Annotated in this window: 23 protein-coding genes; 17 read left to right on the top strand and 6 right to left on the bottom strand. The window is 28.2% G+C overall.

From position 1 onward, the window contains the following. Window positions 1–35 precede the first annotated feature (35 nt). From gmhB to ELQ09_RS01945, 5 genes are read left to right on the top strand one after another with little or no spacing between them, the layout of a single operon-like run. A complete protein-coding gene (gene gmhB, locus ELQ09_RS01925) occupies window positions 36–596 on the top strand; it encodes a D-glycero-alpha-D-manno-heptose-1,7-bisphosphate 7-phosphatase (RefSeq protein ID WP_088303468.1) in 561 nt (186 codons plus the stop codon). Beyond that, a complete protein-coding gene (rfaD, locus tag ELQ09_RS01930; RefSeq protein ID WP_070317050.1) occupies window positions 597–1,550 on the top strand; it encodes an ADP-glyceromanno-heptose 6-epimerase in 954 nt (317 codons plus the stop codon). It begins immediately after the preceding gene. Continuing rightward, window positions 1,543–2,928: a D-glycero-beta-D-manno-heptose-7-phosphate kinase gene (rfaE1, locus tag ELQ09_RS01935; RefSeq protein WP_134239848.1), complete on the top strand. Its 1,386-nt coding sequence runs from the start codon at window positions 1,543–1,545 to the stop codon at window positions 2,926–2,928. The genes rfaD and rfaE1 overlap by 8 nt, the downstream gene beginning before the upstream one ends. Then, window positions 2,925–3,485: a D-sedoheptulose 7-phosphate isomerase gene (gene gmhA, locus ELQ09_RS01940; protein WP_070317052.1), complete on the top strand. Its 561-nt coding sequence runs from the start codon at window positions 2,925–2,927 to the stop codon at window positions 3,483–3,485. The genes rfaE1 and gmhA overlap by 4 nt, the downstream gene beginning before the upstream one ends. Beyond that, window positions 3,485–4,249 carry a glycosyltransferase family 25 protein gene (locus ELQ09_RS01945; protein WP_134239847.1) on the top strand — a complete coding sequence of 255 codons (765 nt, stop codon included), beginning with the start codon at window positions 3,485–3,487 and terminating at the stop codon, window positions 4,247–4,249. The genes gmhA and ELQ09_RS01945 overlap by 1 nt, the downstream gene beginning before the upstream one ends. On the opposite strand, the gene waaF is transcribed toward ELQ09_RS01945, so the two are convergent. Continuing rightward, window positions 4,235–5,185: a lipopolysaccharide heptosyltransferase II gene (gene waaF / locus ELQ09_RS01950; protein ID WP_134224604.1), complete on the bottom strand. Its 951-nt coding sequence runs from the start codon at window positions 5,183–5,185 to the stop codon at window positions 4,235–4,237. The two genes, ELQ09_RS01945 and waaF, sit on opposite strands and share 15 nt — an antisense overlap. A 58-nt stretch (window positions 5,186–5,243) precedes the next feature. Between waaF and ELQ09_RS01955 the strand changes: the two genes are divergently transcribed. Together ELQ09_RS01955 and ELQ09_RS01960 are read left to right on the top strand one after the other, a co-directional pair. After that, a complete protein-coding gene (locus tag ELQ09_RS01955; protein WP_057031457.1) occupies window positions 5,244–6,053 on the top strand; it encodes a glycosyltransferase family 2 protein in 810 nt (269 codons plus the stop codon). 50 nt (window positions 6,054–6,103) lie between these two features. Next, on the top strand, window positions 6,104–6,934 hold the full coding sequence (locus ELQ09_RS01960; protein ID WP_134239846.1) for a hypothetical protein: 831 nt from the start codon (window positions 6,104–6,106) through the stop codon (window positions 6,932–6,934). Here ELQ09_RS01960 and ELQ09_RS01965 read toward each other — a convergent pair. Then, window positions 6,923–7,735 carry a glycosyltransferase gene (locus ELQ09_RS01965; protein WP_134263731.1) on the bottom strand — a complete coding sequence of 271 codons (813 nt, stop codon included), beginning with the start codon at window positions 7,733–7,735 and terminating at the stop codon, window positions 6,923–6,925. The genes ELQ09_RS01960 and ELQ09_RS01965 overlap by 12 nt on opposite strands. A 107-nt stretch (window positions 7,736–7,842) precedes the next feature. Continuing rightward, a complete protein-coding gene (locus ELQ09_RS08255) occupies window positions 7,843–7,989 on the bottom strand; it encodes a glycosyltransferase family 4 protein (RefSeq protein ID WP_166739818.1) in 147 nt (48 codons plus the stop codon). 57 nt (window positions 7,990–8,046) lie between these two features. Here ELQ09_RS08255 and ELQ09_RS08375 point away from each other — a divergent pair, with 57 nt between their 5' ends. The 4 genes from ELQ09_RS08375 (at window position 8,047) to ELQ09_RS01980 (ending at window position 11,190) form a co-directional block, all read left to right on the top strand. Beyond that, window positions 8,047–8,289, top strand: a complete 243-nt coding sequence (locus tag ELQ09_RS08375; protein ID WP_243832725.1) for a glycosyltransferase family 2 protein — start codon at window positions 8,047–8,049, stop codon at window positions 8,287–8,289. Between the two features lie 73 nt (window positions 8,290–8,362). Then, a complete protein-coding gene (locus ELQ09_RS01970; protein WP_243834164.1) occupies window positions 8,363–9,025 on the top strand; it encodes a glycosyltransferase family 2 protein in 663 nt (220 codons plus the stop codon). 76 nt (window positions 9,026–9,101) lie between these two features. After that, window positions 9,102–10,310, top strand: a complete 1,209-nt coding sequence (locus ELQ09_RS01975; RefSeq protein ID WP_134263732.1) for a glycosyltransferase family 2 protein — start codon at window positions 9,102–9,104, stop codon at window positions 10,308–10,310. Beyond that, entirely contained in the window at window positions 10,303–11,190 is an 888-nt protein-coding gene (locus tag ELQ09_RS01980) for a glycosyltransferase family 2 protein (protein ID WP_088303578.1), read from the top strand. The genes ELQ09_RS01975 and ELQ09_RS01980 overlap by 8 nt, the downstream gene beginning before the upstream one ends. Here the strand turns inward: ELQ09_RS01980 and ELQ09_RS01985 are convergent. Genes ELQ09_RS01985 through waaC form a run of 3 tightly spaced genes read right to left on the bottom strand, consistent with a single transcriptional unit; the run spans window position 11,159 to window position 14,611 of the window. Further along, on the bottom strand, window positions 11,159–12,709 hold the full coding sequence (locus ELQ09_RS01985) for a glycosyltransferase (RefSeq protein ID WP_057031452.1): 1,551 nt from the start codon (window positions 12,707–12,709) through the stop codon (window positions 11,159–11,161). The genes ELQ09_RS01980 and ELQ09_RS01985 overlap by 32 nt on opposite strands. Next, on the bottom strand, window positions 12,706–13,593 hold the full coding sequence (htrB, locus tag ELQ09_RS01990; RefSeq protein WP_134263733.1) for a lipid A biosynthesis lauroyl acyltransferase HtrB: 888 nt from the start codon (window positions 13,591–13,593) through the stop codon (window positions 12,706–12,708). The genes ELQ09_RS01985 and htrB overlap by 4 nt, the downstream gene beginning before the upstream one ends. Then, entirely contained in the window at window positions 13,583–14,611 is a 1,029-nt protein-coding gene (gene waaC, locus ELQ09_RS01995; RefSeq protein WP_088303577.1) for a lipopolysaccharide heptosyltransferase I, read from the bottom strand. The genes htrB and waaC overlap by 11 nt, the downstream gene beginning before the upstream one ends. A 65-nt stretch (window positions 14,612–14,676) precedes the next feature. Between waaC and ELQ09_RS02000 the strand changes: the two genes are divergently transcribed. From ELQ09_RS02000 to pglJ, 6 genes are read left to right on the top strand one after another with little or no spacing between them, the layout of a single operon-like run. Beyond that, complete coding sequence (locus ELQ09_RS02000; RefSeq protein ID WP_134239842.1) at window positions 14,677–15,471, top strand: 3'-5' exonuclease; 795 nt, start codon at window positions 14,677–14,679, stop codon at window positions 15,469–15,471. A gap of 56 nt (window positions 15,472–15,527) precedes the next feature. Beyond that, window positions 15,528–16,514: a UDP-glucose 4-epimerase GalE gene (gene galE, locus ELQ09_RS02005; RefSeq protein ID WP_096702647.1), complete on the top strand. Its 987-nt coding sequence runs from the start codon at window positions 15,528–15,530 to the stop codon at window positions 16,512–16,514. Further along, entirely contained in the window at window positions 16,508–18,202 is a 1,695-nt protein-coding gene (gene pglK / locus ELQ09_RS02010; RefSeq protein WP_134263734.1) for an ABC-type lipopolysaccharide transporter PglK, read from the top strand. The genes galE and pglK overlap by 7 nt, the downstream gene beginning before the upstream one ends. Beyond that, the gene (gene pglH / locus ELQ09_RS02015; protein ID WP_134263735.1) at window positions 18,199–19,278 is read left to right on the top strand and encodes a GalNAc-alpha-(1->4)-GalNAc-alpha-(1->3)-diNAcBac-PP-undecaprenol alpha-1,4-N-acetyl-D-galactosaminyltransferase; all 1,080 of its coding nucleotides are present in this window, start codon (window positions 18,199–18,201) and stop codon (window positions 19,276–19,278) included. Before pglK ends, pglH begins: the two co-directional genes overlap by 4 nt. Further along, the gene (gene pglI, locus ELQ09_RS02020) at window positions 19,271–20,200 is read left to right on the top strand and encodes a GalNAc(5)-diNAcBac-PP-undecaprenol beta-1,3-glucosyltransferase (RefSeq protein WP_052785354.1); all 930 of its coding nucleotides are present in this window, start codon (window positions 19,271–19,273) and stop codon (window positions 20,198–20,200) included. Before pglH ends, pglI begins: the two co-directional genes overlap by 8 nt. Then, the gene (pglJ, locus tag ELQ09_RS02025; RefSeq protein WP_134263736.1) at window positions 20,188–21,285 is read left to right on the top strand and encodes an N-acetylgalactosamine-N,N'-diacetylbacillosaminyl-diphospho-undecaprenol 4-alpha-N-acetylgalactosaminyltransferase; all 1,098 of its coding nucleotides are present in this window, start codon (window positions 20,188–20,190) and stop codon (window positions 21,283–21,285) included. The genes pglI and pglJ overlap by 13 nt, the downstream gene beginning before the upstream one ends. The last annotated feature ends 3 nt before the right edge of the window (window positions 21,286–21,288 follow it).

Here is a 21,288-nt window from a genome sequence, read left to right on the forward strand (position 1 = left end):
TTTATTTTTATAAAAATCTTAAGAAATTAAAGATAATGTTTATTTTCTTTTTAAAAAAGCTATATTATAATGTTTTTATGAAAACAAAAGCATTATTTTTAGATAGAGACGGTGTGATTAATATAGATAAAAAATATGTCTATAAAATAGAAGATTTCGAATTTTGTAATGGAATTTTTGAACTTTGTAGATATTTTTTAGCTAAAAATTATTTGCTTTTTATAGCGACAAACCAATCAGGCATTGCAAGAGGATATTACAAGGAAAGTGATTTTTTAAAGCTTTGTGATTACATGCTTAAAGAATTTGTCAAACAAGATATAAAAATTGATAAAATTTATCATTGTCCGCATTTAGAAGGTTGTGAGTGTCGCAAACCTAAAGCAGGAATGCTTTTAAAAGCAAAAGATGAGTTTGATTTGGATATGAAAAATTCTATCTTTATCGGAGATAATCTAAGCGATATGCAAGCAGGATTAAATGCTGATATTGGTACTTTGATTTTAGTAAATGAAGAAAAAAAAGAAGGCGATTTTTTTAAGCAATGCAAAAATTTAAAAGAAATTTTGAGCTTTTTTAAAGAAAAGGACATTTAAATGAAAATAGCAATTACAGGTGGTGCAGGATTTATAGGTTCACAACTGGCTTTAAATTTGCAAGAAAAACATGAAATTTTAATCATCGATAAAATGCGTAGTAGTGCGACTTTTGAAAATGGAAATTTACAAAGTTTTGGGCATTTTAAAAATTTGCTTGAATTTGATGGAGAGCTTTTTGTAGGTGATATTAATGATGAAAAAGTTTTAAAAAAGATTGAAGATTTTAAGCCAGAGATTATTTTTCATCAAGCAGCAATTTCAGACACTACGGTTTTTGATCAAACTAAGGTTTTACAAACCAATTTAAATACTTTTAAAGATTTTATAGAACTTAGCATAGATCTTAATGCAAAGCTTATTTATGCAAGCTCAGCTTCGGTTTATGGTGATGCAAAAAGTCCGCAAACTGTAGGTAAAGATGAAGAACCAAAAAATCCTTATGCTTTTTCAAAATTGATGATGGATAAGTTGGCGAAAAAATACTACGATAAAGCTCATTTGATAGGACTTAGATATTTTAATGTTTATGGAAAAGGCGAATTTTATAAAAACAAAACCGCTTCTATGGTTTTGCAATTTGGACATCAAATTTTAGCGGGTAAAAATCCACGCTTATTTGAAGGAAGTGATAAAATTTATAGAGATTTTACCTATATCAAAGATGTTATTAGTGCCAATTTAATCGCCCTTGACTCAAAATGTGGAGTTTATAATGTAGGCAGTGGTAAAGCAAGGACTTTTCAAGATATAGTTGATATTTTGCAAAAAGAGTTAAAGACTGATTTGCCTTGTGAATATATCCCAAATCCTTATGTAAAATCTTATCAATTCCATACTGAAGCAAAACTAGAACAAGCTTGGGATTATCAGCCAAAATTTAGTCTTGAAGAGGGTATAAAAGATTATTTAGATGAGATAAAAAGACTTTTTGAAAAGGAAGTAAATGCTTGAGTTTTTAAGCCAGCAAAAACCTAAAATTTTGATTATAGGGGATTTTATGGTGGATAATTACACTTGGTGTGATTGTTCGCGTATCAGCCCTGAAGCCCCTGTTTTGGTAGCTAAAACTCTTAAAGAAGATAAAAAATTAGGCGGGGCTGCGAATGTTTATGCAAATTTAAAAAGCTTGGGAGCTGATGTTTTTACATTCGGTGTTGTGGGCGATGATGAGAGTGGGAAATTTTTACAAGAAAATTTAAAAGGAGAATTTTTGATCCAAAAAGGACGCAAAACTCCTTTTAAAAATCGTATTATGGCACACAATCAGCAGGTTTTAAGACTAGATGAAGAAGATACAAGTGAGATTTTGCTTGAAAATGAGCTTATTGCTTTGTTTGATAAAAAGATTAAAGACTTTAAGGCTGTGGTTTTAAGCGATTATGCCAAAGGTGTTTTAACCCCTAAAGTTTGTAAGGCTGTGATAGAAAAGGCTAAGGTTTTAAATATCCCTGTTTTGGTTGATCCTAAGGGGAGTGATTTTAGCAAATACAGTGGTGCAACCTTACTTACACCTAATAAAAAAGAAGCTTTAGAGGCTTTGAAATTTGAAAATTTAGAGGGTGAAAATTTAGAAAAAGGGATTAAAAAATTAAAAGAAGATTTTGCTTTGCGTTATTCTATCATCACTCTTTCAGAAGCGGGGATCGCACTTTTTGATAAGAGTTTAAAAATCGCACCTGCTAAAGCCTTAGAAGTTTATGATGTAACAGGGGCGGGCGATAGTGTGATCGCCGTTTTGGCTTTTTGTTTGGCAAATGAGATTGAAATTTTTAAAGCTTGCGAACTTGCCAATGAAGCTGCAGCCGTTGTAGTGAGTAAAATAGGTAGCGTGAGTGTGAGTTTTGATGAGATTAAGAGTTTTAATCGTGTGGATTTTGAGAAAAAAATCAAAAGCAAAGAAGAACTTTTAACGCTTTTAAAACAAAATGATAAAAAGATTGTTTTTACAAATGGTTGTTTTGATATAGTGCATTTTGGACATATAAAATACCTTGAAAAAGCTAAAAGATTGGGTGATGTTTTGATTGTAGGTTTAAACTCAGATGCGAGTGTGAAAAGACTCAAAGGCGAGAGTCGTCCTGTAAATTCAGAGTTTCAAAGAGCTTGCATATTGGCAGCTTTTTATTTTGTAGATTTTGTAGTGATTTTTGATGAAGATACGCCTTTGGAACTTATAAGCTTTTTAAAACCCGATATTTTGGTTAAAGGGGCTGATTATAAAGATAAGCTTGTTGTGGGTGCGGATATCGTTTCAAAGGTTAAATTAATTGACTTTGAAGAAGGATTTAGCACAAGCAAGATCGTAGAAAAGATTAAGGATAAAATATGATAAATTTAATAGAAAAAGAATGGCAAGAACATCAAAAAATCGCTCAAAAAAGTGAAATTTTAAAAGGACAAATCGCTAAAGTAGGTGAGCTTTTATGTGAGTGTCTTAAAAAAGGTGGTAAAATTTTAATTTGCGGAAATGGTGGAAGTGCAGCTGATGCACAGCATTTTGCAGCTGAACTTAGTGGGCGTTATAAAAAAGAACGCAAGGCTTTAGCAGGTATAGCGCTTACAACCGATACTTCAGCACTTAGTGCTATAGGAAATGACTATGGTTTTGAGTTTGTTTTTTCAAGACAAGTGGAAGCTTTAGGAAATGAAAATGATGTTTTAATCGGTATTTCAACGAGCGGAAAAAGCCCTAATGTTTTAGAAGCTTTTAAAAAAGCAAAAGAACTTAATATGCTTTGTTTAGGGCTTAGTGGAAAGGGTGGTGGAATGATGAATAAGCTTTGTGATCATAATCTTGTTGTGCCAAGCGATGATACAGCTAGAATTCAAGAAATGCACATTTTAATCATACATACGCTTTGTCAGATTATAGATGAGAGTTTTTAATGAAAGTTTTTATCATCAATTTAGAGCGTTCTTTAGATAGAAAAGAGCATATGCAAAAACAAATCCAAAAGCTTTTTGAAATAAATCCTACTTTAAAAAATAAATTAGAATTTATTTTCTTTAAGGCTATTGATGCTAAAAATAAAGAACATTTGGAATTTAAAGATCATTTTCCTTGGTGGGGTTCTTGGGTGCTGGGTAGAGGGCTTTCTGATGGAGAAAAAGCTTGTTTTGCTAGTCATTATAAACTTTGGCAAGAATGCATGAAGCTTGATGAGCCTATAATCATCCTAGAGGATGATGTGGAATTTAGTGATGAATTTTTAAATAATGGAGTAGAATATATAGATGAGCTATTAAAGAGCAAATATGAATATATAAGACTTTGTTATTTATTTGATAAAAGATTGTATTTTTTGAACGAGAATGGATATTATTTAAGTTTTGAAAAACTTGCTGGATCTCAAGGTTATGTACTGCAAGTAAGTGCTGCAAAGAAATTTCTTAAATATGCTAAAAATTGGATCTATGCCGTAGATGATTATATGGATATGTTTTATAAACATAATGTGTTAAATATAGTTAAAAAACCTTTATTATTAAAACATGATTGTAGAATAGAAAGTTCAATTTCTCAAGCTGGACGTTTATTTTTGAAGGCTAAATTTTACAGAAAAATTATTAGAGAAATTTTTAGACTTTATAGAAATATTTTAAAACTATCTTATACTTTTTACATTAAGAAAAAATTAGATATTAATTAAATTTTGAATTGCTTTTAAAATCACTTCAGGCTTTAAATCTTTCATGCATTTGTGGTGTTTTAAAGGACAGGTTTTTTGCATACAAGGCATACAAGCTAGATCTAAATGCACTAATTTTGCGTTTTGATTTTGCCAAGGTGAAGTTTGGGTAAATTTCGTAGGGCCAAAAATAGCCACGGTTTTTACCTTATAAACCGCACTTATGTGCATAGGACCACTGTCATTTGTGATAAAAAGATCGCAAAAAGCGATATTTTGACAAAGGGTTTTGATAGTGGTTTTATTGCAAAGATTTTTTACTTTTATGTTTTGTTCTTTTAAAATTTGATAAATTTCATTACAAAGTTCTTGTTCGGCTTTTCCTGCACCAAAGATTAAAATTTCATGACTTTGGCTGAAATTTAAAGCCACTTTAGCAAAATAACTCGCATCCCATCTTTTTGCACTTCCAAAGCTTGCGCCAGGGTTGAGTCCTAGAATTTTTTTACCATTTTTTAAGACAAGAGGGTTTTGAAATTTTAGCTTAAAGGGAAGTTTTAAGTCTTTAAAATGAGCTTTTATGTCAAGCGAGTTTTCTATAAAATAAAGGTATTTTAAAACTTGATGTTCTTCTTTGTACTTGTTTTTGTTAAAAAAATATCTTTGTTTTGTTTTAAGAATATACAAGATAATCTTAGAAGAAAACGCAGATCTAAAAGCAAAGCTAAAATTGATTTTACCAAGTTCTTTGCGTAAAGATAGGGCTTGTTTGTAGCGGGATTGCTTATTTTCTATGATGATTTTAGAATTAGGAAATTCTTTAAAAAGTGTTGTGGAAACCAAAGAACCATAAAGGATAAATTGAGCATCTTTAAAGTGTTCTTTTATAGCATATAAAGCAGGCGAAGCCATCACCGCATCGCCTAGCCAAGTGGGAAGGTGTATAAAAATTTTCATAAATTTCCTAAACTTTGATAGAATTGTTTTTATTATTTTAACAAAATTTAGGAAAAATATGCCACAACTTTCGATCATAATTCCGCTTTTTAATTCTTGTGATTTTATCTTAAGAGCTTTGCAAAGTTGTATAAATCAGACTTTAAAAGATATTGAAATTTTGATTATCGATGATAAAAGTAAAGATAATAGTTTAAATATGGTTTTAGAATTTGCTAAAAAAGATCCAAGGATAAAAATCTTTCAAAATGAAGAAAATTTAGGAACTTTTGCAAGTAGAAATTTGGGAGTTTTGCATTCTAGGTCTAATTTTATAATGTTTTTAGATAGTGATGATTTTTTAACTCTTGATGCTTGTGAAATAGCGTTTAAAGAGATGAAAAAAGGTTTTGATTTGCTTTGTTTTGATGCCTTTGTGCATAGGGTAAAAACCAAACAATTTTATCGTTTTAAACAAGATGAAGTTTTTAATCAAAAGGAATTTTTAGAATTCTTAAGCAAACAAAGGCATTTTTGCTGGTCAGTTTGGGCGAAGTGCTTTAGAAAAGATATCATCTTAAAAAGTTTTGAAAAAGTTAAAATAGATGAGTATTTGAGCTATGGCGAAGATGTGCTTTTTTGTTATATTTATTTTATGTTTTGCGAGAAAATAGCTGTTTTTAAAACTTGCATTTATCATTATGAATTTAATCCAAATGGAAGATATGAAAACAAAAATAAAGAAATTTTAAATCAAAACTATAAAGATAAAAAGAAAAGTAATGAACTTATAAGAAGACTTTCTATGGATTTTAAAAATGATAATTTTCATGAAAAATTATTTAGTGTTTTAGAGAAAGAGGAAATGAGTTTGAAAAATAGAAATTAAGTTTAGATTTTATATAATTAGGTTTGTATTTTAATAATAAAAGGCTAAGAATGACTGAAATTTCAAGTTTTTGGTATACTCCTAAAGGTTATAAAGGTATAGGTCTAATGGAAATCCTTACTATTAAATCTTGGCTTGATAATGGATATAAATTCCATCTGTATACTTATAATTTAGATGATAAAATATTTTTAAAATTTCAAGAATTATTTAGCAATTTTATACTTAAAGATGCAAATGAGATTGTACCTTTTAGTGAGTATTTTAGCGATGATAGAGGAGCTGGAGTAGCTGCTTTTTCGGATTATTTTAGGTTTAATCTTTTATATCAAAGAGATGCTCTTTGGGTAGATTTAGATATGGTTTGTTTAAATCATATGGATTTAAGTCAAGAATATATTTTTACCCAGGAGATTGACAAAGATGAAACTAAACCAAGAATTACAACATCATTTTTAAAATTTCCTAAAAATTCGGATTTTGGGAAAAATCTTATACAAGAAGCAAAAAAGATTATAGATAATAAAAAAATTATTCCTTGGGGGGTAATAGGTCCTTGGTTTTTAGCAGAACAGGTTGAAAAATGGGATTTAGGTAAATATAAATGGGATTATAAACAAACTTGTCAAATTCCGTGGTATAAAGTTAAAAATTTTATAGACAAGGGACAAGTTTTTGATGAAGGTAGACCTTGTTTACACTTATTTTCCGAAATGTGGAAAACTAACAAAATGAATAAAAATTTATTTTATAAAAACGGGATTTATGGTAGTTTGTTAACCAAATATTATATAAATGATTTATTAGATACTATAGATTATCCTAAAAGAAATTTCTTTTTAAAGTGTATTGATAATATTAAATATAAGTTAAAAATTTAAGATTTTCTCCCATTTTAACATGACAGTTTTTTCAGAAAAATTTTTTATAGCTTTTTGTTTAGCTTTTTCTCCCATATTTGCTCTTAAATTTTCATTTTCTATTAAAATTTTAGTTTTTTGAGCAAAATATAAAAGATCATTATCTGGTATTAAATATCCATTTTCTCCATCATCTATAATATCGCTTGGCCCTGTTTTAATATCAAATGCAACCAATGGTAGCCCAAATGATAAAGCTTCTATTAATACCATAGGAAAGCCTTCATAATAGCTACACATTGCAAATATACTAGCGTTTAGATATTCTTTTTCAATATCCTGTGTAAAAGGTTTAATCTTGATTGAATTTTCAAGATTATTATCTTGAATTTTTGTTTGAATTTTTTCTTTATTTTCCCCCTCTCCAATTATGGTTAATGTCCATTCTTGATATTTTTTATTATTTTGAATAATATTCCAAATTTCAATAAGCCTAAGAAATCCTTTTAAATCATCTTGTGTAAACCTTCCTACACTTAAAATATTTTTTTGTCTATAATTAGTTTTTTTAGATGGAATGCAAGGTAGAAAGTTAGGAATGGTATAAATATTTTGATGTCTTTTCTTCCATTGCTCAAGTTCTTTACTTGAAAGAGTAATAATTTTATGAAAATAAGAGAGATTATTACATTGCTTGTAAACATTGAAATTTCCATGTATAATTTTAATATATTGTGTATTTTTTAGTTTAAATATAGGTACAAATGTCTGATAATCATTTGATATAATGACATCTACCCCCCGCCGCCATTTTTTTATCATTTTATTGATAATTATATTGTTTATTATTGTTTTTATGGCTGTAATTTTTTTAGATTTAAGTGGTGTTTCTGTGTTTTTATATAAAAAATGTAGATTAACATTTTTATTTAATAAAAATGGAACGAAAGAATTTTTTTGTATATACTAAGAATAATCACATCATGGTTTTTTGCTAAAGAATTAGCCAAATTAGCAACAACTCTTTCAGTACCACCATATACCGTCATATCATAATTTATAAGTAAAATTTTCATTAAATTTCCTAAGTTATAATTTTCATTTATTTAAATATATATAAAGGAAGATTATAGTTGAAGAATTCTGAAATTTCAATAATTATACCCACCTATAATGTAGAAAAATATATAGCAAGAGCTTTAGAAAGTTGCATAAATCAAACCTTTAAAGATATAGAAATAATCGTTGTGGATGATTGTGGAAATGACAAAAGTATAGAAATAGCTAAAGAATATGCCAAAAAAGATACAAGAATAAAAATAGTTTATAATGAAGAGAATTTAGGTCTTTTGAGGGCTAGGTATGAGGGGGGGTAAAATTGTAAATTCTCCTTATATTATGTTTTTAGATCCTGATGATTATTTAGAACTTAATGCTTGTGAAGAGTGTGTGAGAATTTTAAACACTCAAAAAGAAAGTGATTTTATATGGTTTGATTTTATATATAAAAGAATTTCAGGGGTTGTAAATAGGGGAAATTTTTTACAAGATCAAACTTTTACTGTTTTTGAATATTGTCAGAATATTATAACTCAAAATAATAGTACTTCTTATTGGAATCTTTGTTCTAAACTTATTAAAACAGAAATATATTTAGCATCTTTTTCTTTTTTAGAAAAAAAGATATTAAACGCTAAATTAATCATGGCAGAAGATGCATTAATTTATTTTTTTATTATTTTAAATTGTGGAAAAATTACTACTAGTGCAAAAAATATTTATTATTATTGTCAAAATGACAATAGTTCTGTTGAGACTAATGATATTGTCAAAATTGAAAAAAACTTACAAGATGAAAAAATAGTTATTGGAATTTTACTAGAATTTTTAAATCATCATAAAAAGAATATTGAATTATATTTGTATGTTTTTTTAAAAATAATGATTGGTGAATTAATCGTATATAAATTACATCGAGAAATAAAATTATATCGATTAAAATATAATTATATGATATATAAAATAAAAAAAATAAAAAATAAATTTCTAATAAAATATTTTTTATTGAAAAGATTTTTGATGGAAAAGTATTTTAAAAATAAATTTAATTGAATGTGTTATAATTATCACTTAGATTATCATGTTGGAGTATTGGTATTGTTAAGCTTAAATTTAATAAAGAATTAATGTGTGCAAAATTTCCGTCATAATCCCAATTTATAATGTGGAAAAATACCTAGATGAGTGTTTAAAAAGCGTCATAAATCAAAGTTATAAAAAATTAGATATTATCTTAGTAGATGATGGAAGCACTGATAATAGCTTAAATATCGCTAGAGAATATGCCAAAAAAGATGAAAGAATTTTTCTTATTACAAAAGAAAATGGTGGTTTAAGTTCAGCTAGAAATGCGGGTTTAGAATTTATAAAAGGTACAAAATTAAGAGATTTTTTTGAAAATGAAGAAAATATTATTAGTTATAAAAAATCAAATACTTTTAAAAACAATACTAAAGAACTTACGAAAGAAGAAATAAATAAAAAATTTACAAAACTTAGCAAAAATATAATACAAACAAAGCTAAAAAATATTAACGATTTTATCATCCAAGATTTACCTGATAATATTATTCATTTTTTAGATTCCGATGATTATTTAGATCTTGATTGCATTGAAAAATGTGTAAATGAGATGAGTAAAGATGATATAGATATTTGCACACATAATATTAAAGAATTTCTTGAAGAAGAGCAAGTATTTAGACAAAAAGCAGAATGTGATATTTATTTAAATTGTAAATACGCTAAAAATATTAGTGGGATTGATTTTTTTAGAAAAAATAATATTTGTGAGTTTTATTTTGCTTGGCAAGGAGCTTTTAGAGCAAGTTTATTAAATGCCTATAAGCTTCGTTTTATTTATGGGATTTATCATGAAGATCATGATTTTGGAACTATATTATTCTTAAGCGCTAAAAAGATAACTTGTATTAAAGAAGAGTTGTTAATTTATAGAATTCGAGCTAATTCTATAATAAAAAGTGAAAAAGAAAAAATAATTCCTAAAAATATGCCTTTTTATTTAGAGCCTTTAAGACATTATTTTGATGATTATTCTAAGCTTAGAGCTTATTTTAAGGCTTATTGTATGTGTGTAATTGGGGTTAATATTTTGCTTTTTTGCAAAGAAAGTAGGATATTAAATGAAAAATTAGCAAATAAGATATTTTTACATTATATTCATTATTATATTGAGCAATACTATCCTTTAAATTATCTCAATATAAAGGATTTATTTGCTTTAGCGGGTATCAATTTAAGATTTTTTAGATTTAGGTTACTATTTAGATTTTATTTGCGTCATCCTAAAAAACTTTTTAAGAAAAATAATGCCTAAAATTTCAATAATTATACCCACCTATAATGTAGAAAAATATATAGCAAGAGCTTTGGAAAGTTGCATAAATCAAACCTTTAAAGATATAGAAATAATCGTTGTGGATGATTGTGGAAATGACAAAAGTATAGAAATAGCTAAAGAATATGCCAAAAAAGATACAAGAATAAAAATAATCCACAATAAAACAAACCTAGGTACCTTTGCAGCCAGAAATAATGGTGTTAAACATTCAAATAGTGAGTATTTGATGTTTTTAGATCCTGATGATTATTTAGAGCTTGATGCTTGCAAAAAATTAATACTCTTAATACATACTTATAAAATATGCCAATTTTCTTTTACTCAGATTAGTAATGGCGTTAAATTAAAATCAGCATTTAAGGATACACTTAAAAATTTAGAAGAATTTAAAGGAATTTATTGGAATATCTGCACTCTGTTTGTAAAAAAGGATTTTTATTTGGATTCATTAAAAGAGCTTTTTGCAATAGATAAAAAACTCCTAGTAGCCGAAGATATGCTTGCGTTTTTTTTCTTGATAAACAATTTAAATGATAATGGATACTTGCAAGTTGATTTGCATTTGTATAATTATGTAGATAATTCTTTTTCGATTACTAAGCGACGAAAAAATAAAGAGAAAATTCAGGATTGTTTAGATGATTATTTTTATATTTTAAAATATATAAAAGAAAATAAAATTCTTAAAGAAAATTTAAAGTCATATGTCTTGATTTATTTACAAATTGATATTTTAAAATTTTTATTTAATAATAAAGAAATAAATTATTTTAAATATAAATTATTAAAAAAATTTTATAAATGTAAAATGCTATTTTTAAAACTTAATTTCTCCAAGAAATCTTTTTGTTTTTGATGGAATCTAAATAAATTTGATGATTGCTTTCAAGCATTTTTTTGCTATTTTCTTTGTGATAAATATGATAAGCAATAGCTTTAAATTTTAAGCGTCTAAAAATACCTTTATTAAATAAAAATCTAGCCACAAATTCACTATCTTCTCTACCCCAACCAATAAAATTTTCATTAAAACCATCAAGTTCGTCAAAATCAGTCTTAAAAAAACTCATATTGCAACCTCTAATACCTTTAATAAGAGTGGTTTTTTTAAAGATTTTTTCATCTTTTTTTGAAAGATTGTAAAGTATTTTAGCTAAAAAAGAATTTTTAGAACTTTTAAAATCTTTTTTATTAAAAGCTATGCGATAATCATCTTTGTTTAAAATTTCTTCGCTTTCTTTTTCATTTAAAATTACTCTTGAACCTTGTAAAAAAAGCTTTCTTTGTGCAAATTCTAAATGTTCTTTTATGAAATCTTTTTCCAAAATCATATCACCATCAATAACTATTATATATTCACTATCAGTGTTTTTTATAGTTTTGTTGCGACTTTTACTAAGTTTAAACCCTTCATCTTCTTGCCAAATGTGTTTTAAAGGGCAAGGAAAATCTTTTTGATATTCTTTAATAAGCCTTGCTGTATCTTCTTTGCTACCATCATCTGCGATTAAAACTTCATTGGGTAAAAAAGCTAGATTTTTAACACTATCAAGTACTAATTTAAGGCGTTCTTTTTGATTATAGGTTGTTATTATTAAAGCACAAGTTTCTGGCTTTTGTCTTTGAAGTTCATATAATTTCATGTATTTAAAAAACACCCCTAAGGCATTGCAAACGCTAATTATAAAGCCTTTATAGCCGTATAAAAAGCCACTTTTTAAAAAATAATTTCTAAAAAAAGTCCAAAAAGCTCTTAAATTTGCTTTTAAAACACCACTTTTTTTGTGTATATTTTGTTTTGTCCAAAGGCTTGAGTAGTACTGCATTTTATTAATTAAGTGAGAAATATCTCTAAAAGCATAATGCCTTAATCCATTTTTAAGATGAATTTTTTTAGCATTGCTTGGTAGAATAAGACTTTCATGTACTAAATTATCATTAAAATGAGTGAAATTTTTATTAAAAATTCTTAAAACATAATCAGGCCACCAACCACATGCCTTTATCCATTCGCCTTTATAGAGATTTTTACGGCTAAGTGCGATGATATTATCTTCTTGAAGTTCTAAATTTTTAAGCTCTTTAATACACTCATTTTCAAGCACTTCATCAGCATCAATGCTTAAAATCCAATCATTTTTTGCATAACTTAAAGCAAGATTTTTTAAAGCTCCAAAACCTATAAAAGTACTGTGATAAATGTGCAAATTAGCAAAATCTTTTTTAAATTCATTAGCTATATTTAGGGTATTATCACTGCTTTCATTGTTAAGAAAAATAATTTCATCAAAATCTTTTAAAGAATTTAAGCACTCAAGCAAAGTTTGCTCAGCATTTTTTACGATGATAATAACGCTTATTTGCTTTAGATTCATTTTGCACCCTTGTAAATTTCCTCATTATAGCTTGCAAAGCGTCTATGGAAAAAAAAGTATTCCCAAGGTCTTTTTTTAATCATTTCTTCGCAACTTTGTGCTTGATAAAGTGTTAGCTCTTCTAAACTTGCACTTTGAGAATCTTTTGCTTTAAAAAACTCTATGCAAAATTTACCATCTTCTTTATAAGCGTAAACAGGGATGATTAAAGCATTGCTTCTTTGTGCGATAAGGCTTGCTCCCATTTGATAATTCACTTCTTTGTTAAAAAATTTCAATCTTACGCTTTCGTTTTCTACGCAGTCTTGATCAGTTAAAATTCCCAAAGTTCGCTCTTTTTTTAGAGCACTTAGCATTTGTTTTATACCGCCTTTTTTATCGATAAGTTCTATGTCAAATTGGGTGCGACTTTGACTTAAAATTTCATACATAACTTCACTTTTTAACTTTTTTCCTACTATGGAAATCGCACCATATTTAGCCGCATAAGCAAGGCTTAAAATTTCCCAGTTTCCATAGTGTGCAGTTGTGAAGATAATAGGACGCTTTAAAGCTAGAGCATCTATAAGAAAATTTTCATTGATAAAATTTACTTTATTGAGAATTTTTTCCTTGGTGGTGTTTTGATTTTGCAAGCAATCAATCCCAAATTGAGCAAAATTTTCATAAATTTTCAAAGAGAGTTTATCGCGTTCTTTTTGAGTGTATTGAGGAAAACAGATTTGCAAATTTATATCGATGATTTTACGATGTTTTTTGTTAAGATGAAAAGTGATTCTTGCTACAATCAAAGCTAAAGAATTCAAGATGCAATCAGGCATAAAAGTAACAAAAAATTTCAAAATATAATAAAGACTAAGATATATTCTATCGCTATTTTTCATTAAGTAAGCCTTTGGCAAGTTTAAAGATATCTTCTTCTTCTATACGCGTGATACAAAAATCACTTTTATCGATATGCTTGGCATTTTGGATTTTTTTACCCGCATCAATGATTTTATTGATATGAGTTTGAAAAGCATTGCGGTAGCTTGGTGTTGCCCCAAAAATCGTAATAGATGCTTTGTTTAAAGCAAAAGCCAAATGTGTTGGACCGCTATCATTTCCTATGATTAAATTCATCATTTTTGTAAAGGCCATTAGCTCTTCAAGATTGAATTTTGGTGCTAATTCTATATGTGTTTCATCAATGTCACTAAGATTTAAAACCTCTTTGGCAAATTCGTATTCTTTTACATTTCCCCAAGCGAGCCAAATTTTTGCTTGTTGAAATTCATTGATTAAAAGTTTGCAAAGTATAGCGAGTTTGGTTTTAGGATAGATTTTATTTTCTACGCTTGAACCCACGTGTATGAGTATGTTTTTTTCATTTTTATCAAGCTTGAGTTTATTGTTTAAGAGTTGTTTTAAATTTTCATCCACGCTAAAAATATCTTGCTTAAAGGCTAAATTTTTGGCATTAAAATCAGTATTTAACATAAAGGAGGTAAGACTTAAGTATCTTACAAATACATTTTCATTGTAATCTAACTCAAGTTTTTGGTTGTAGAAATTATGAGCAAAACTTTCTTTAAGGCTATTTTTATCAAAACCAAAGTTATTTCTACTTAAAATTCGACTTATAATAGCAGATTTTATGAGCCCTTGTAGATCTATTACTGCATTATAGTTGTTTTTTCTTGCATTAAGAAGAATTTTGAGGCTTTTTAGAATTTTTTTGTCTTTTAAGGGCAGGGCATAGAGTTTATCTATTAAAGGATGGTTTTTAAGTATGCCTTCAAATTTTTCATCTACAAACCAATGAATTTCTATATCTTTTTTAAAATTTTTGATAAATTGCAAAACCACGGCACTTTGGATAATATCACCAAGTGCTGACAAACGAACAATTGCTATTTTCATTAAAAGCCTAATATTTTAAAATTTTTGCTATGATTTTAGCGAAATTATTTAAAAAAAGGTTAAAAATGGCAAAAAATGAAGGTTATATTTGTGTTTTTGATTGTGAGAGTGTGCCAGATGTTGAGCTTATCCGCAAAACTTTGGGTTTTGAAGGAAGTGATTTGGAGGTAAGTTTAAAAGCACTTCAGTGGCAAAAAGAACAAAGCGGGAGTGAGTTTTTGCCTTTGCCTTATCATAAAATCATCAGTATTTGTGCGGTTTTAAGTGATAATTTTGGAAAATTTATCAAAGTAAATAAAATTGATGGGCAAAATGAAAAAGAAATGATTGAGAATTTTTTCAATTTTATAGAAAATTATGAGCCAAAATTAGTCAGCTTTAATGGTAAAAATTTTGATATGCCCGTTCTTGTTTTAAGGGCTTTAAAATACAATTTAAAAGCAGCAACTTATTTAGATACTCAAAGCGATAAATGGAATAATTATAAAACAAGATTTTCAGAATTAAAACATTGTGATTTATTAGAATCCTTAGGATCTAATGGGCGTGGAATAAAGCTTGATACACTTTGCTCTATGGTGGGTTTGCCAGGAAAATATGATGTGCATGGCGATGAGGTAATGAAGCTTTTTTATGAAAATGAACTTGAAAAAATTCACGAATATTGTGAAAGTGATGTTTTAAATACCTATATGCTTTTTTTAAAATATGAATTTATTAAAGCTAATGTTAGTGAAGAAGATTACATTGATTTTCTTTCTTATATGAGAGATTTTTTGCGTGTAAAAAAATCAGATCGTTCTTATACAGAAGTTTTTGCAAAAGCTTGTGAAAGTGAAATTTCAAAAGTTCGATCTTAAGTATTTAAGAAAATATATTAAAATTTATTTTTGACATTTTTAAAAAAGGAATGATGATGAAAATTCTTATTAGCGGTGGTGCAGGTTATATAGGTTCTCATACTTTAAGACAATTTTTAAAAACAGATCATGAAATTTGTGTTTTAGATAATCTTTCTAAGGGTTCTAAAATCGCAATAGAAGATTTGCAAAAAATAAGAGCTTTTAAATTTTTTGAACAAGATTTAAGTGATTTTCAAGGTATAAAAGCATTGTTTGAGAGAGAAAAATTTGACGCTATTGTGCATTTTGCAGCAAGCATTGAAGTTTTTGAAAGTATGCAAAACCCTTTAAAATATTATATGAACAACACTGTTAATACGACAAATCTCATCGAAACTTGTTTGCAAACTGGAGTAAATAAATTTATATTTTCTTCAACGGCAGCCACTTATGGTGAACCACAGACTCCTGTTGTGAGCGAAACAAGTCCTTTAGCACCTATTAATCCTTATGGGCGTAGTAAGCTTATGAGTGAAGAGGTTTTACGTGATGCAAGTATGGCAAATCCTGAATTTAAGCATTGTATTTTAAGATATTTTAATGTCGCAGGTGCTTGTATGGATTATACTTTAGGACAACGCTATCCAAAAGCGACTTTGCTTATAAAAGTTGCAGCTGAATGTGCCGCAGGAAAACGTGACAAACTTTTTATATTTGGCGATGATTATGATACAAAAGATGGTACTTGCATAAGAGATTTTATCCATGTAGATGATATTTCAAGCGCGCATTTAGCAGCTTTGGATTATTTGCAAGAGAATGAAAGCAATGTTTTTAATGTAGGTTATGGACATGGTTTTAGTGTAAAAGAAGTGATTGAAGCGATGAAAAAAGTTAGCGGAGTGGATTTTAAAGTAGAACTTGCCCCACGCCGTGCGGGTGATCCTAGCGTATTGATTTCTGATGCAAGTAAAATCAGAAATCTTACTTCTTGGCAGCCTAAATATGATGATTTAGAGCTTATTTGTAAATCTGCTTTTGATTGGGAAAAACAGTGCTAAAAAAACTTTTTTTTATTTTAAGCAAGGAAGATAAAAATTTTTTATTTTTCTTACTTGTTTTTTCAGTATTTGTTTCTTTTATAGAAACTTTTGCGATTTCTTTGGTAATGCCTTTTATCACTTTGGCTAGTGATTTTTCTTATTTTGATCGTAATAAATATTTAATCAGTTTAAAAGAATATCTTAATATCCCTGTTTTTGAAATCATTGTTTATTTTGGAGTGGGGCTTATTGTTTTTTATGTGTTTAGAGCTTTGTTAAATGCGTATTATTTCCATCTTTTGGCAAGATTTTCTAAAGGGCGTTATCATGCGATCGCTTATAAGGTTTTTTCTAAATTTTTAAATATTAATTATGAAAAATTTACTCAAAAAAATCAATCTGAAATTTTAAAGTCCATTACAGGAGAAGTTTATAATCTAAGCACTATGATTTCATCATTTTTACTTTTGATGAGTGAAATTTTTGTAGTGCTTTTGCTTTATGCTTTAATGCTTTTGATTAATTATAAAATCACTTTATTTTTAAGTGTTTTTATGGTGTTAAATGCCTTTATTTTAGTGAAAATTTTAAGTCCTATCATTAAAAAAGCAGGACTAAGACGCGAAGAAGCGATGAAAAATTTCTTTGAAATTTTAAATACAAATTTAAATAATTTCAAGTTTATCAAGCTTAAAACCAAAGAAGATGGAGTTTTAAGTCTTTTTAAAGCACAAAGTGAAGCTTTTTCTAAAGCAAATATTACCAATGAAAGCGTAGCTGCGGTGCCTAGAATTTATCTTGAAGGAATAGGTTTTTGTGTACTTGTTTTTATCGTGGTATTTTTGGTTTTGAAAAATGAAAGTGATATTTCAGGTATTTTATCCACGATTTCTATTTTTGTTTTAGCGCTTTATCGCTTAATGCCAAGTGCAAATCGTATTATTACAAGTTATCATGATTTGCTTTATTATCATTCTTCTTTGGATATTATTTATCAAAATTTAAGACAAGAAGAAGAAAATTTGGGCGAGGAAAAATTAAGCTTTAATCAAGAGCTTAAAATTTGTAATCTTAGCTTTGGTTATGAGGGAAAAAAACATTTATTTAAAAATCTTAATTTAAATATTAAAAAAGGTGAAAAAATCGCTTTTATAGGGGAGAGTGGTTGTGGAAAAAGCACCTTAGTAGATCTTATCATAGGACTTTTAAAACCAAAAGAAGGGCAAATTTTAATTGATAAGCAAGAATTAAATGCAAGTAATACAAAAAATTATCGCCAAAAAATAGGCTATATCCCGCAAAATATCTATCTTTTTAATGACAGCATAGTTAAAAATATCACTTTTACAGATGCGGTTGATGAAGAAAAACTTAGTAAGGTTATCAAACAAGCAAATTTAGAGCATTTTATAAAAAATTTACCTCAAGGAGTTCAGACAAAAGTAGGTGATGGGGGGAGTAATTTAAGCGGGGGGCAAAAACAACGCATAGCCATAGCAAGAGCTTTATATTTAGAGCCTGAAATTTTAGTGCTTGATGAAGCAACTTCTGCACTTGATACTCAAAGTGAAGCAAAAATCATGGATGAAATTTATAAAATTTCTAAAGATAAAACCATGATTATTATCGCACATCGTCTTTCTACGATAACGCAATGTGATAAGGTTTATCGTTTAGAACACGGCAAGCTTAAGGAGGAGAAATAATGAAAATAAGCTTTATTATCGCAACTTTAAATTCGGGAGGCGCTGAGCGTGTTTTAGTAACCTTGGCTAATGCACTTTGTAAAGAGCATGAAGTAAGTATTATTAAATTTCATGCAGGAAAATCTTTTTATAAGCTTGAAAATGAAGTTAAAGTTACAAGTTTAGAACAATTTAGATTTGACACGCTTTATTATAAAATCGCAAGTCGTTTTAAGAAATTTTTTGCTTTAAGAAAGGCTTTAAAAGAAAGTAAGGCTGATGTTTTTATTTCTTTTTTGGATACGACTAATATTGCTTGTATTGCTGCGAAAATAGGGCTTAAAACTCCACTCATTATAAGTGAGCATAGCAATGAGGCGTATTTAAAACCTAAAATTTGGCGTTTTTTAAGAAGGGTAAGCTATCCTTTTTGTGATGCTTTAAGTGTGCTTGGAAGCAGTGATAAGGTGTATTATGAAAGATTTGTAAAAAGGGTTAAGCTTTTATTAAACCCTTGTCATTTTAGCGATGAGATTCCTTTTGATTCTAGTTTTAAAAAGGAAAATTTGGTTCTTTTTATAGGGCGTTTAGATTACAACAAAAACCCTGCAATGTTTTTAAAAGCTATAGCGCATTTGGATAAAAATTTGCAAGAAAAATATAAATTTGTTATAGCAGGAGATGGGCAGTTAAGGCAAGAACTTGAATACAAGGTAAAATCTTTAGGAATAAAAGTTGATTTTTTAGGACGCGTTGAAAATGTCAAGGCTCTTTATGAAAAAGCAAAAGTGCTTTGCCTTTGTTCTTTTGTAGAGGGTTTGCCAACGGTTTTAATTGAAAGTTTGTATTTTGAGGTTTGTAGAATTTCAAGTTCTTATTATAATGGTGCTAAGGATTTAATCAAAGATAATCATGATGGGCTTTTGGTAGGTTGTGATGATGAAATAGCACTTGCTAAAAAACTTGAACTTGTTTTAAATGATGAAAATTTTAGAAAAGAACTTGTAAATAGTGCCAAACAAAGGTGTAAAGACTTTGAAATTTCTCATATCAAAGAAGAATGGCTTAAGCTTATAGTCGAGGTTAAAAATGCCTAAACTTTCTGTTATAGTACCAACTTTTAATCGTCAAGTTTTACTAGAAAAGGCTATTAAAAGCATACAAAATCAAGATTTTAAAGATTTAGAAATTATTGTAAGCGATGATAATTCTAGTGATGATACTAAAAGTGTGGTGCAAAATTTACAAAAAGATGATGATCGCATTAAGTATTTTTTAAATCAAAATTACAAACAAGGCCCAAATGGCAATAAAAACAATGGCTTAGATCAAGCAAGTGGCGAGTTTGTAACTTTTTTAGATGATGATGATGAGCTTTTATCTGGGGCTTTAAGTACCTTGATGCAAAAAGCAAGTGAGGGTTATGCTCATGTTTTTGGAAATTGTTTGATGGAAAAAGAAGGAAATTTAAGCAAGGAATTTAGCGGCAAGGGCTTGGAAAAAGATAGTGAAATTTCTAAAAAAGATTTTTTAATGGCTAAATTTAGCGGAGAGTTTTTTTCTGTTTTTAAAAAATCTCTACTTGAAAACAAGCGTTTTAATGAAGAATTTTACGGCAATGAAGCCACGCTTTGGGTAAATTTATACAAGGAAAAAAGTTTTTATATCCATAAGGCTTTTAGGATTTATAGGATTTTTAGGCAAGATAGCGTGACTTTAGGGGCGAGTAAAAATGCTCATAGGGTGTATTTGGGATATTTAGAGCTTGCTAAAATTTTAGAAAATGAACTTAGAATGAGTAAGGATAAAGATTATAAAAAAACTTGTGCGAGTTATTATAAAATGGCAGCTTATTATGCAAAACTTGCAAAAAATTATAAAGCTCTTTATAAGTGTTTGTTTAAAAGCCTGAGTATAAAAATCAATGCTCCTGCTTTGATATTACTCATTTTAAGTATAATTCCAAATAGTATGATTAAAAAATTATCAAAAATTCGGGTGGCTTTATGCAAAAATTAGGCATTTTTATTTATTCTTTAGGAAGTGGTGGTGCTGAAAGAGTTGTGGCGACTTTATTGCCTATTTTAAGTTTGAAATTTGAAGTGCATTTGATTTTGATGAATGATAAAATTTCTTATGAAATTCCAGAGTGTCAAATTCATTTTTTAGAATGTTCAAAACCTAGTGAAAATCCTATTTTGAAATTTTTAAAATTACCTTTTTTGGCTTTAAAATATAAAAAACTTTGCAGAAATTTGGGCATTGATACAGAATTTGTTTTTTTAAATCGACCTAATTATATAGCTTTAATGGCAAGAATGTTTGGAAATAAAACCCGCCTTGTGATCAATGAATGCACTACGCCAAGTGTGATGTATGCAAAAAATAATTTTAATTCTTTAGCAAATAAATTTTTAATTTCTTTACTTTACCCAAGAGCTGATTTAATCCTGCCTAATTCTAAAGGAAATTTAGAAGATTTAGTGCAAAATTTTAGTATAAATCCAAAAAAATGTGAAATTTTATACAATGCTATCGATTTAGAAAACATAGAGCAAAAAGCCCTTGAAGATATAGCTTTAAAAGATAAATTTATTTTAAGTGTAGGCAGGCTTGATAAAGGTAAAAATCATGCTTTATTAATTCGTGCTTATGCAAGAGTGAAAACAGATTTAAAGCTTGTGATTTTAGGTGAAGGTGTGCTTAAAGATGAGCTTTTAGCTTTGATTAAAGAATTAAATTTGGAAGAAAAGGTTTTGCTTTTAGGATTTGATAATAATCCTTATAAATACATGGCTAAATGCGAATTTTTTGCTTTTGCTTCTGTATTTGAAGGCTTTTCAAATGTTTTAATTGAAAGTTTGGCTTGTTCTTGTGCTGTGGTTTGCACTGATCATAAAAGTGGCGCAAGAGAGCTTTTTGGCGATGATGAATTTGGGCTTTTAGTAGAAGTAGATAATGAAAACTCTATGTTTCAGGGTTTAAAGACTATGCTTGAAGACGATAAATTAAGAAAAGCGTATAAAAATAAGGCTAAAACTAGGGCTAAGGCTTTTGATAAAGTAAAAATTGCACGCGATGCTTTGAAATATTTATTAGGATAAAAG

The organism is Campylobacter sp. CH186 (assembly GCF_004378925.1).
In the GTDB taxonomy this organism is placed as follows: domain Bacteria; phylum Campylobacterota; class Campylobacteria; order Campylobacterales; family Campylobacteraceae; genus Campylobacter_D; species Campylobacter_D jejuni.